The organism is Cronbergia sp. UHCC 0137, from assembly GCF_034932285.1.
Taxonomy (GTDB): domain Bacteria; phylum Cyanobacteriota; class Cyanobacteriia; order Cyanobacteriales; family Nostocaceae; genus Cronbergia.
The window spans coordinates 22,167-33,155 of the sequence record NZ_JAYGHC010000018.1 but is presented as its reverse complement, the minus strand read 5'-3'; the positions used below and the strand labels follow the sequence as shown (position 1 = coordinate 33,155).

Genomic DNA, 10,989 nt, shown 5'->3' with positions numbered 1-10,989 from the left:
AATTGCCACTTTACTATGCCTGCCAAGGATTTTTATCATGATACCGTTGTTCAAGCCCTAATAAATGATGGTTGGGACATTACCGACGACCCCTTGCTTTTATCCTATGGTGGTAGAGACCTTTATGTTGATTTAGCGGCAGAAAGAACAATAATAGCAGCTCAAAAAGATCATTTTAAAATAGCAGTTGAAATTAAAAGTTTTTTGAAACCTTCACCAGTTCGGGATTTAGAAGAAGCTGCTGGGCAATATGGTGTTTATCAAAGCATTCTGGCGGAAATAGCATCAGAACGAATACTTTACCTAGCTGTTCCCCAGCGTTCCTACGAAAGTATTTTTACAGAAAAATTAGGGCAATTAATCCTCAAGCGCTTAGAAATTAAACTTTTAGTATTTGATGAGCAACAAAGGAGTATTGTGCAATGGATACCTTAAACCGCTATCGTCAAATAGTCCGCAACTTAATCTATGAATATACCAAATATAAACCATCCCACGGTCAAATTGAAACGGAGGCAATTGTTAACACAGAAACAGACCATTATGAAGTGATGCACGTAGGTTGGGATGGGCAGCGTCGGGTACATGGTTGTGTTGTACATATTGATATTATTCAAGGTAAAATATGGATTCAACACGATGGTACAAATCGTCCGGTTGCTGAGGAATTGTTAGAAGCTGGGGTTCCCAAAGAAGATATTATTTTGGGTTTTCATCCACCTCAAGTACGTCAATATACTGATTTTGGTGTAGCTTCTTAATATTAATGGTGTGAGAAACGTCTCTACTACAAAGGTTTTGAAGATTATTTTCATGCTTAAAATCAGCAACACCAAAAATCTTTTAAAATGAGTAATAGCTATGTCCTATAGTGAATTTAGTCTAGCTAAGTCCAAACAAAATTTTGGTTTAACCACGTTAGAAAAACGCGATATTTTCGCTGCGGTTCCCGAATTAGCTGCTAGTGATTTACTCACAGAAACACTTAATTATAACCTAGCGATCGCCATGGGCAGTAACAGTGAAAAAGCCCGTTCTGAATTAATTATTGCGCCAATTTTAGTGGATTTACGCCGACAATTAAACGAGCGGATTAGTTTATTTTCTGGAGTAGATTTTACTGTTGATGAAACCAAAGGATTAAACGGTATTTGCGATTTTATTATTACTAAATCTCCCGAAATTTTAATAGTGACAGCGCCAGTAATTATAGTCGTAGAAGCTAAAAAAGAGAATATTAATGCGGGTTTGGGTCAATGTGCAGCAGAAATGGTTGCAGCCCAAATTTTCAATCAGCAAGCGGCTATAGAAATTCCAATAATTTACGGAGCAGTGACAACAGGTAGCATTTGGCAATTTCTGAAATTAGAAGGACAACTATTAACGATTGATTTGAGTGAGTATTATCTCAAAGATGTGAATAAAATTCTTGGTATTTTAGCTAGTGGCATTTTTCTGGAAACCTAACCGCCCATCCCTACCTCAATATATGCTTTTGATGTAAACTACGGTAACATCAATAATTTCTGAGGCGATGCCTGCGGCGTACCTCTTTGAGGAAGCAAGCTACGCGGTAGCGTCTCGTAGAGAGCGTAGCTATCGCTCTAAAACCCACATAACTCACTAGGCATTCTCTAACCTGTCACCTATCACCTGTAATCTGTTATGGTTTTCCGAATAAGACAAACTGGTTGGCTATATATTAGCCTCAGTATTTTAAGTTTGTGTCTAGTATTTACTGTTGCACCGCTAAAAGCATCTTTGGCAGTAACAAGTCCAGTTATTTCCATTTCTCAACCTACCAACGGTCTAGAACAAGGCAGAAATTTTTACCAATTAGGGAATTTTACGGAAGCTGTTACAGCTTGGCAAAGGGCAGTACAACAGTATCGTTTGGCAGGCGATCGCATTAATGAGGCTTTGAGTTTAAGTTACCTTTCCCTGGCACAACAGGAACTCAACCAGTGGACACCTGCTCAACAATCCATCGAGCAAAGCATAAAAATTTTGCAACCTGCTAAACCCTCCGGTGATGCCATTGTCTGGGCGCAAATACTTAATATACAGGCTAATTTGCAATTACATACAGGTAAGGCCGAAACCGCGATCGCCACTTGGCAACAAGCTCAAAAATACTACGAACAGGCTGGGGATACTACGGGAAGTGTGGGAAGTCAAATCAATCAGGCACAAGCATTACAAAGTTTGGGATTTTACCGCAGATCGAAACAACAATTAGAAGAGTTAACGCAAAAATTATCCGCAATGCCAGATTCGGAGGTAAAAATTAGTGGATTGCGATCGCTTGGTTTGGCCTTGCACAGGACTGGAGATGGTAAAAGTCAGCAAGTATTGGCACAAAGTTTAGCCATAGCTACTAAAATTCAAGCCAAAAACCAGTTAAGTTCGATCTTTTTGAGTCTGGGAAAAAATGCCTCAGATTTGCAAAACCCAGAAGCAGCGTTAAATTACTTTGAAGATGCCGAAAAAGCCGCTACTAATCCCAGTGAAGAATTACAAGCACGTTTGGCTCAGTTCAAGTTATTAGTAGATTATGACAAATTGGAGTATGCGATCGCCATTGCACCACAATTACAGCAACAGTTAGGAGAACTACAACCTAGCCATAATTCTCTTTATGCAGCAATTAATTTTGTCGCTACGATAAATCAATTGGCCAAACCAGACCAAATTTTACCAAGCAAAGATCTAGCGCAACTCATGGCAGCTACTGTTAGGTCTGCACAAAAAATGGAGGATGCTCGTACAGAAGCCTACGCGCTGTATCAGTGGGGACAACTTTACCATCGCACTTCTCAATGGAATGAGGCCAAGGAATTAGCCGATAAATCCCTGAATATTGCCCGTAAACTCCAAGCTGACGATATTATTGCTCAATCGGCATGGGAAGTAGGAAAGTTATATAAACAACAAGGTAATAAACTGGCAGCAATTTCAGCCTATACCGAAGCAGTGAAGTCATTAAAGGCATTACGAGGGGATTTGGTTGTTGTTAATCCCGATGTTCAATTCTCCTTCAAAGAAAGTGTCGAACCTGTTTACCGGGAACTGGTGGGTTTACTTTTAGATGAACAACCCAGTCAGGCAGAATTGATCCAAGCTCGTGAATTGATTGAATCTCTGCAACTGGCCGAACTTGATAACTTTTTTCGGGAAGCTTGTTTAGATAAAGCCCAGCAAATTGATCAAGTTGACCCCACAGCAGCAGTTATTTACCCAATTATTTTGGGCGATCGCTTGGCAACGATTGTCTCCCAATCAGGTAAACCATTACGTTACTATGTAATACGCAAATCTCAAGCGGAAGTTGAACAAACCATGGGTAATTTGTTAGTTGCCCTCAACCCTGTTTCCGATTCTAAAGACAGGGAAAAATTTACTCAACAAATTTATGATTGGCTGATTAGTCCGGCAGAACAGGATGGAGCCTTTGAAAATACCAAAACCCTAGTATTTGTTTTAGATGGGAAATTGCGTAATATACCGATGGCAGCCCTCTATGATGGCAAACAGTATTTGATTGAAAAATATGCAGTTGCCCTCTCCCCAGGACTGCAACTGATGGCGGCTCAATCATTCCAGCAACACAAAATTAAGGCGATTATAGGTGGTATTAGCGAATCCCGCTCTGGTTTTGCGGCTTTACCTGCTGTGGAATCAGAAGTGCAGAAAATATCCCAGTTAGTAGGATCTAATTTGTTACTAAACCAGCAATTTACTAGCAAAGCTTTAGGCGATCGCTTAAAATCCAGTAACCCTGATGTTGTTCATCTGGCAACCCATGGACAGTTTAGTTCTCGCCTTGAAGATACTTACTTACTTACGTGGGATGGACAAGTTAATGTGAAGGAATTGTCCGAACTCCTGAAAAATCGGCGTGGAGATTCATCAAAAGCGATTGAATTACTGGTACTGAGTGCCTGTGATACTGCTGCCGGAGACGATCGCGCTGTTTTGGGACTAGCTGGACTGGCTGTTAAATCTGGTGCCCATTCTACTGTTGCCACCCTCTGGCCAGTCAAAGATAAAGCCGCCGAAATGCTCATGACTGACTTCTACAAACAATTACTACAACCGAAAATTACCAAAGCACAAGCACTGCGGCAGGCACAAATAAACTTAATTCGCCAAACTGATTTCCGTGACCCATTCTTTTGGGCTGCCTTTGTTTTAGTGGGAAACTGGATTTAATTACGTAGGGCTTGCTGATAGCGTAGCGTGCCGTTAGGCATATAAACCCAAAAGCCTGATCAATCAAAGGCTTGAAGCTCAAAAAAAGACGGTAGGTGCAAGGTTATAGCGTCTTGTGTCTGAAAAACCTTGCACTTTTGTTGATAGCCAGGGATGAAAAAATGTTTTTAACTATCCTCCTGACTCCTGACTCCTGACTCCTGACTCCTAGCCCTAACGAAAGGACTTTTTCCGCAAACCCTACGTAGTAATACTTGATCTCTTCCTTAAAACAACGTATTCTCTTTGTAATATTTGCCTCTGAAATCGGTTATAACAGCTAATATATCCTTATTTAGCTTGGGCTGAGAGTTAAAACTACTTTTTCTCTGGTTAAGTCAGTATATATCACAACTTAGCAAAATGATTGAAACGTCATGAAACGTCGATATTTAATTAGTGCGTTAAGCATGATTGCTTTGGTTGTTAGCAGTTCTTGGAGTAGTTCTGACGCTGTGACATTTAAGCCACCCGATAGAAATGCTGCTCCCAGCACTGCCACAGGAGGGGCTTCCCGTGGTAATCTGTTTACTCCCAAAAAAGAAAATCCTGCTCCCAGCACTGCCACAGGAGGGGCTTCCCGTGGTAATCTGTTTACTCCCAAAAAAGAAAATCCTGCTCCCACTACTGCCACAGGAGGAGCTTCCCGTGGTAATTTATTTACCCCAGCCAAGGATAACAGGGTTCCTCAACAGGCAAGTGGAGGGGCATCTCGCGTTGGGACTTACTACTTAAATCCTTCGGCTGTCTCGGCATCTGGTCCAGCAGCATTGATTGGATTAATGCCGCAAAGTTTCTACGGAACAACAGTATCCGAGCGTCCGACAATAATGGTATATATTCCTGCTTCTAATGCAGAAGATGTTGTCTTCAGTATCAAAGATGAAGCTGGTAATATGCACCACCAGATGACCATTCCTGTAGCTGGAAAATCTGGAGTAATTGCGGTCAAATTGCCGAACGATGCGCCCGCTTTAGCAGTTGGTAAAAACTATCAATGGTTTCTGGCATTGAAATTAGACGGGCAACTCAGCCCCAGTACACCTTACGTTGATGGTTGGATTGAACGAATTCAACCAAACGCGGAATTGGTAACAGCTATGCAGCAGAAAGATATTCTGAAACAGGCAGAAGCTTTCGGTAAAAATGGAGTTTGGTATGACTGTGTAGCAACACTGGCTGCACTCAATGTCAGCCAACCAAGCAATCCAACTATTCTCAAGCAATGGGAAGAACTTCTTGCCTCAGTTAGCTTGAAAGAGATTGCCGCGGCTCCAATAGTTGCATCTGGAAACTAAAAAAATACGGTTCAGATCAGACTTCTTGAACTGTATTGAGACTGATCTTAGAAAGTGTTGGTGAGGCAATACCTCACTAACACGAACCAAATCAATTAACTGTATGTAATGTGGCAAAAATTTCGGAATTTTATCCAACATAATCGTAGCATTTTGATTATTACCCCCAGTGTTGCTCTGACAGTTATTGTTGGGCAGTCATTAGGACTTTTTAATTTGCCTGAGTGGAAACTCCGTGATGAATGGATGCGACTTAAATCGCAACAAAAAATAGCTGATGAAGTCGTAATTGTTACTATCGACGAACGGGATATTCAATCAGTAGGTAAATGGCCAGTTCCTGATTGGTCATTGGCACAATTACTCGATCAAATCCGCTTGCAAAAACCCCGGGCGATTGGGTTAGACTTGTATCGAGATTTGCCAGAAGGAACTGGCCATGATCAACTTGTAAAGGTGTTTAATACTACTCCTAATTTGATTGGGGTGGAGAAAATTACTGATGAGCGGATCAATCCTCCACCAGAATTGAAAAAAAAAGACCGGGTGGGATTGGCTGATTTGGTTCTGGATGGCGATCGCCATGTGCGTCGTATCTTACTTACAGCGGAGGATGCTGAAGAAGGTGGCAAAATCAAAGCGGGACTGGCAACCCTGGTGGCACTCATGTATCTCGAAGCTGAAAACATCACTTTAGAATCTGTTGACGAAAAGCAGCAAAAGTTTCAATTGGGTAAAGCTATTTATCAACCACTCAAAAATAAAGAAGCTGGTTATACTGATGCCGATGTCGGTGGCTATCAAATTTTGCTCAACTGGTATGGTTCGGAAACTGCATTTCGTAAAGTCTCTATGCGTGATGTCTTAGGGGGAAAAATTCCCACAGATTTGATGCGCGATCGCATGGTTTTTATTGGCTCAAATGCTGCCAGTACCAATGATTTCTTTAGTACCCCCTTTAGTTCCTCTATACTTTCTGCGCAAAAACCAACTCCTGGTGTGGTTATTCATGCCAATATCGCTCTGCAACTGGTGCAAGGAGCAAAAACAGGAAAAACCAATCTTTACGGCATTCCTGGCAATTTTCTGTATTTATGGATTGTTTTCTGGTCTGGGATTGGTTCTACAGGCAGTTGGTATTTAGCTAGTATGCAGACTAAGCAATGGATTCCTGGTGGGAGAATCCTCTGGTCAGTAGTGGGTATTAGTACAACATTGATGTTCAGTAGCTATGGGATATTTTTGGCTGGTTTACTGATTCCAGTCACACCTGCTTTAGCTGCATTTATTAGTAGTGCGATCGCCACGACCAATACCTATAAACAACAGAAGTTAGAAGAAGCAAATCAGCAATTGGCAATCACAAACGAACTGCTATTAGATTATTCTAAAACCTTAGAAACAAAGGTTGATCAACGAACTCATGAACTGTTGGAGGCCAAGCAAGCTGCTGATGCTGCAAACCAAGCAAAGAGCGAGTTTCTTGCCAATATGAGCCATGAATTACGTACACCCCTCAATGGTATTATGGGGTTTGCTCAACTATTGGAAACATCACCCAATTTAACGGAGAAAAATCGGGAAGGTGTTAGCATTATTTACCAATGTGGTTCTCACTTGTTGATGTTAATTAATGACATTCTCGATTTGTCAAAAATTGAAGCGCGAAAACTCGAATTAGTTTGTAGTAGTCTTCATTTACCCAGTTTTTTACATAGTGTGACAGAAATTTGTCGTATTCGAGCCGAACAAAAAGGAATTGATTTTAATCTTTTAATTAGCGATCGCCTACCATCTACAATTGAAGCGGATGAAAAGCGATTACGACAAGTGTTAATAAATTTGTTGGGTAATGCAATTAAGTTTACCAATAGTGGTAGTGTTACGTTTAAAGTCGAGCTATTAGAAACCAAGCAAACATCCACCATATCACCAATTGCCAAAATTCGCTTCCAAATAGAAGATACAGGTGTTGGTATGTCATCCAAGCATATAGAAAAAATCTTTTTGCCGTTTGAGCAAGTCGGTAAGTTGGAAAAGCGTTTTGAAGGTACTGGTTTGGGATTGACCATTAGCCAAAGAATTGCAGCATTGATGAATAGCCAAATTCAAGTACAGAGTAATCTAGGTGAAGGTAGTATTTTTTGGTTAGATGTAACATTACCTGCATTGTTTTCTCAAGATTCGCATTTAGAAGTAAGCATCCCAAACAAAGAAAAAATTGTCGGTATTCAAGGTTATATACCTAAGATTCTTATTGTTGATGATGATGCTAATCACCGTTTAATCTTAACTAGCTTGCTGCAAGAAATAGGTTGTCTAACTCAAGAAGCCACCAATGGAAAACAGGGATTGCAATTAGTTAATGAAGCCAAACCCGATATGATTTTACTCGATTTAGCAATGCCGAATATGGATGGCTTTGAATTGATGCTTTACCTACAAGCAAATCCCCAAACTAAGTCTATTCCCATTATTGTTTGCAGTGCTAATGTCTTTGACGAAAATCGCCAGCAAAGTTTAGATGCCGGTGCTGCTGCATTTATCCCAAAACCTCTTCAGAGAGATGAATTGCTGAATAAATTGCGATCGTTGCTTAAATTTGATTGGACTTATGCAGTAGAAAACAAAGAATCTCTTCAATCCATACCCCAACAAAATACTGCCAATAATGAATTAGTGCTGCCATCCCAAGATGTTTTGCAACAACTCTATCACTTGGCAATGATGGGAGATATCCCAGGGATTGAAGAAATATTAAAAACCCAAGTAGAGCAAAACCAGCAATTACTTTCCTTTGCCACAGAGTTAACTAAACTTACTGCCAATTTTCAAACAGCAAAAATACGTAACTTTATTAAACCTTTAGTATCTAAATAGAGATTTAATCAAATGATAGAAGATTCTCCCACCAAAAAAATGCTGATTCTTTTAGTAGATGATAATCCTAATAATCTCAAAGTGCTATCAGAAGCGATTCAGGGAAATGGCTGGAAAGCTTTAATGGCAACAGATGGGGAGTCAGCAATTGAACAGGCAGAATATGCTCACCCAGATTTAATTATCTTAGATGTGATGATGCCGGGTATTAATGGCTTTGAAACTTGTCGTCGGTTAAAAGCCAATTTGATCACCGAAAATATTCCAGTTATTTTTATGACGGCCTTATCTGATGCCTTGGATAAGGTCAAAGGATTAGAAATAGGCGCTGTTGACTACATTACAAAACCTTTCCAACAGGAAGAAGTCATTGCCAGATTAAAGTTACACTTAAAAATTTCCCATCTCACCCGTACTTTAGAGCAAAAAGTGGAGCAACGTACCGCAGAATTAAGCCAATCTTTACAACAGCTACAACACACCCAACTACAAATGATTCAGAGCGAGAAAATGTCAGCATTGGGTAATTTAGTAGCAGGAATAGCTCACGAAATGAATAATCCCCTTGGGTTTATCTTCGCTACCCTCAAACAAGTGAAACCAATTATCGACGATATTGTTGAACACTTGCAGCTTTATCAACAAAGTCTACCATCAGTCAGCCAAGAAATTATTGACCATGGCGAGAAAATTGATTTGAATTATTCTATACCAGACTTATACAAGATGATTGACTCAATGGTAATGGCTTGCGATCGCATTAACAATATTAGCAATAGTTTAAGAACTTTCTCTAGGGGAGATAAAGACTACAAACAGCTATTTAACTTACACGAAGGCATTGAAAGTACAATTTTAATTCTCAAGCACCGTCTCAAAGCCAACCAAAATCGTCCAGCAATTGAGGTGATTACAGAATACGGCAATATACCTGAAATAAAATGTTTTCCCGGTCAATTAAATCAAGTTTTTATGAATATTTTGGCAAATGCCATTGATGCCTTAGATGAATCTAATATCAATCGTAGTTTCAATGATATCAAAGCAAATCCCAACCAAATTACAATTACAACCTTTGTCGCCGATCAACAAGTAAAAATCATCATTGCCGATAATGGTGTGGGCATGAGTGAGGAAATAAAACAACATATATTTGATCACTTATTTACCACCAAAGGTGTAAATAAAGGCACTGGTTTAGGACTAGCGATCGCTCAACAAATTATAGCTGATAAGCATGGTGGAAAAATAGATTGTTTGTCAAATCTAGGTGAAGGAACAAAATTTATTATTAGTCTACCCATTTAGCTTTTTCATAGACCTCTTACATAAATACTTTGGTGTCGCCCAGAATATTATTGAAAAGCTCACGCAATCGCGCAAAGACGCAAAGAAGAATTTGAAAATTACGACTTTTGCAAGAAGTCTAATCTCTATGGTAACGCAAGACTTAATTCCTTCTTCGATTTCTAAAATGAGTATCTAGGATTGATTTTTATGAAAGCAGTTTTCATGACAGCCGCAGGTAATCCAGAAGTTCTGCAACTACAAGATATTCCCCAACCAACTCCAGGGAATAGGGAGCTTTTAGTCCGTTTGGTAGCAGCCGGTGTTAATCCTCTTGATACTAAATTGCGAAAACGTGGTACTTTCTACCCTGAACAAATGCCGACTATTTTAGGATGTGATGGTGCGGGTATTGTGGAATCTGTCGGTGTCGGGGTACAAAAATTTAGACCTGGTGATGAGGTTTATTTCTGTTATGGCGGTTTAGGCGCGCATCCAGGTAATTATGCTGATTATACTACTGTAGATGAACGATTTGTTGCCCGTAAACCTCAATCTATTTCTTTTGTCGAAGCAGCCGCAGCACCTCTGGTATTAATCACTGCTTGGGAAGCTTTATATGAACGGGGAAGACTTGAACCAAGGGAAAAAGTGTTAATTCATGGAGGTGCTGGTGGTGTTGGTCATGTAGCGATTCAATTAGCTAAACTTAAAGGTGGTGATGTTGCGACTACTGTGAGTAGCCAAGATAAGGCTAATTTGGTGGCGGAGTTAGGCGCTGATAAGGTAATTTTTTACCAAGAAACTGATTTTGTCCAAGAGACTTTAAATTGGACTAACAACGAAGGTGTAGATTTAGCTTTTGATACTGTTGGTGGTGAAGTTTTTGAGCAGACTTTCCCCGCAGTGCGTGTCTATGGTGATATTGTGACGATTCTTGAACCCAAGAGTAACACTGTTTGGAAAACGGCGAGAAATAGAAATCTCCGCATTGGCTTAGAATTAATGTTAACTCCTATGTTGTTGGGTGATGAAGAAGGACTTCAACATCATGGCGAAATTCTTCAACAGTGCGCCACTTGGATAGATGAAGAAAAGTTGAAAATTCAAGTTAATCATACCTTTCCCTTAGAAGAAGCTGCAAAAGCTCACCATTTGCTCGAAACTGGTTCTATTTCAGGTAAGATTGTTTTGATGATTAGCTAAGAAGAGGGAACAGGGAAGGAATAATTAATTTATTACCAATTACCAATCACCAATCACCAATTACCAA

8 protein-coding genes are annotated in these 10,989 nt (G+C 40.0%); all 8 read left to right on the top strand.

Translation table 11 applies throughout. The annotated features are described in order from the left end of the window. Positions 1-15: 15 nt before the first annotated feature. Positions 16-435: an element excision factor XisH family protein gene (locus VB711_RS11120; protein ID WP_323286036.1), complete on the top strand. Its 420-nt coding sequence runs from the start codon at positions 16-18 to the stop codon at positions 433-435. After that, positions 423-761 (top strand): XisI protein, encoded by a 339-nt coding sequence (locus tag VB711_RS11115; protein WP_323286035.1) that lies wholly within the window; start codon positions 423-425, stop codon positions 759-761. The genes VB711_RS11120 and VB711_RS11115 overlap by 13 nt, the downstream gene beginning before the upstream one ends. Before the next feature lie 100 nt (positions 762-861). After that, entirely contained in the window at positions 862-1,467 is a 606-nt protein-coding gene (locus VB711_RS11110; protein WP_323286034.1) for a hypothetical protein, read from the top strand. Between the two features lie 198 nt (positions 1,468-1,665). After that, entirely contained in the window at positions 1,666-4,212 is a 2,547-nt protein-coding gene (locus tag VB711_RS11105) for a CHAT domain-containing protein (protein ID WP_323286033.1), read from the top strand. 416 nt (positions 4,213-4,628) lie between these two features. Then, complete coding sequence (locus tag VB711_RS11100) at positions 4,629-5,549, top strand: DUF928 domain-containing protein (protein ID WP_323286031.1); 921 nt, start codon at positions 4,629-4,631, stop codon at positions 5,547-5,549. 108 nt (positions 5,550-5,657) lie between these two features. Beyond that, on the top strand, positions 5,658-8,429 hold the full coding sequence (locus tag VB711_RS11095; protein WP_323286030.1) for a CHASE2 domain-containing protein: 2,772 nt from the start codon (positions 5,658-5,660) through the stop codon (positions 8,427-8,429). Positions 8,430-8,441: 12 nt separating this feature from the next. Then, positions 8,442-9,737, top strand: coding sequence for a response regulator (locus tag VB711_RS11090; protein WP_323286029.1), 1,296 nt, complete (start codon positions 8,442-8,444; stop codon positions 9,735-9,737). Between the two features lie 189 nt (positions 9,738-9,926). Beyond that, the gene (locus VB711_RS11085) at positions 9,927-10,922 is read left to right on the top strand and encodes a zinc-dependent alcohol dehydrogenase family protein (protein ID WP_323286028.1); all 996 of its coding nucleotides are present in this window, start codon (positions 9,927-9,929) and stop codon (positions 10,920-10,922) included. Positions 10,923-10,989: the final 67 nt, after the last annotated feature.